Here is a 322-nt window from a genome sequence, read left to right as displayed (position 1 = left end):
GGACATCAGCCCGAGCCTGATGAACAGCACCGGCGCGCCCACCTGCACCCACAACATCAGCAGCGCGTAGGCCGCGTACGTCGCCACAGGGCTGTCCGGCAGCAGTTCGCGCTGGGCGTACCAGATGAGCGCCGCCACGGCCGTCCCGAGCGCCCACCGGGCGGCGCGGGCGGTGAGCGGCCCACCCGCGTCGAACCACCCCAGCCGATACATGATCGACGCCCCGGACAGCCCTGTGGCGACGTACGCGGCCTACGCGCTGCTGATGTTGTGGGTGCAGGTGGGCGCGCCGGTGCTGTTCATCAGGCTCGGGCTGATGTCC

General features: G+C 71.1%; 1 pseudogene. It reads right to left on the bottom strand.

Annotation, left to right across the window (positions count from 1 at the left end):
- Window positions 1-213 (bottom strand): annotated as a pseudogene (locus tag FAF44_RS53970) (PA-phosphatase); the annotation flags it as partial.
- Window positions 214-322: the final 109 nt, after the last annotated feature.

The organism is Nonomuraea sp. MG754425 (assembly GCF_021699195.1).
Lineage (GTDB): Bacteria > Actinomycetota > Actinomycetes > Streptosporangiales > Streptosporangiaceae > Nonomuraea.
Note: the sequence above shows the minus strand (reverse complement) of the source record. Positions and strands in the feature narration are given on the sequence as shown.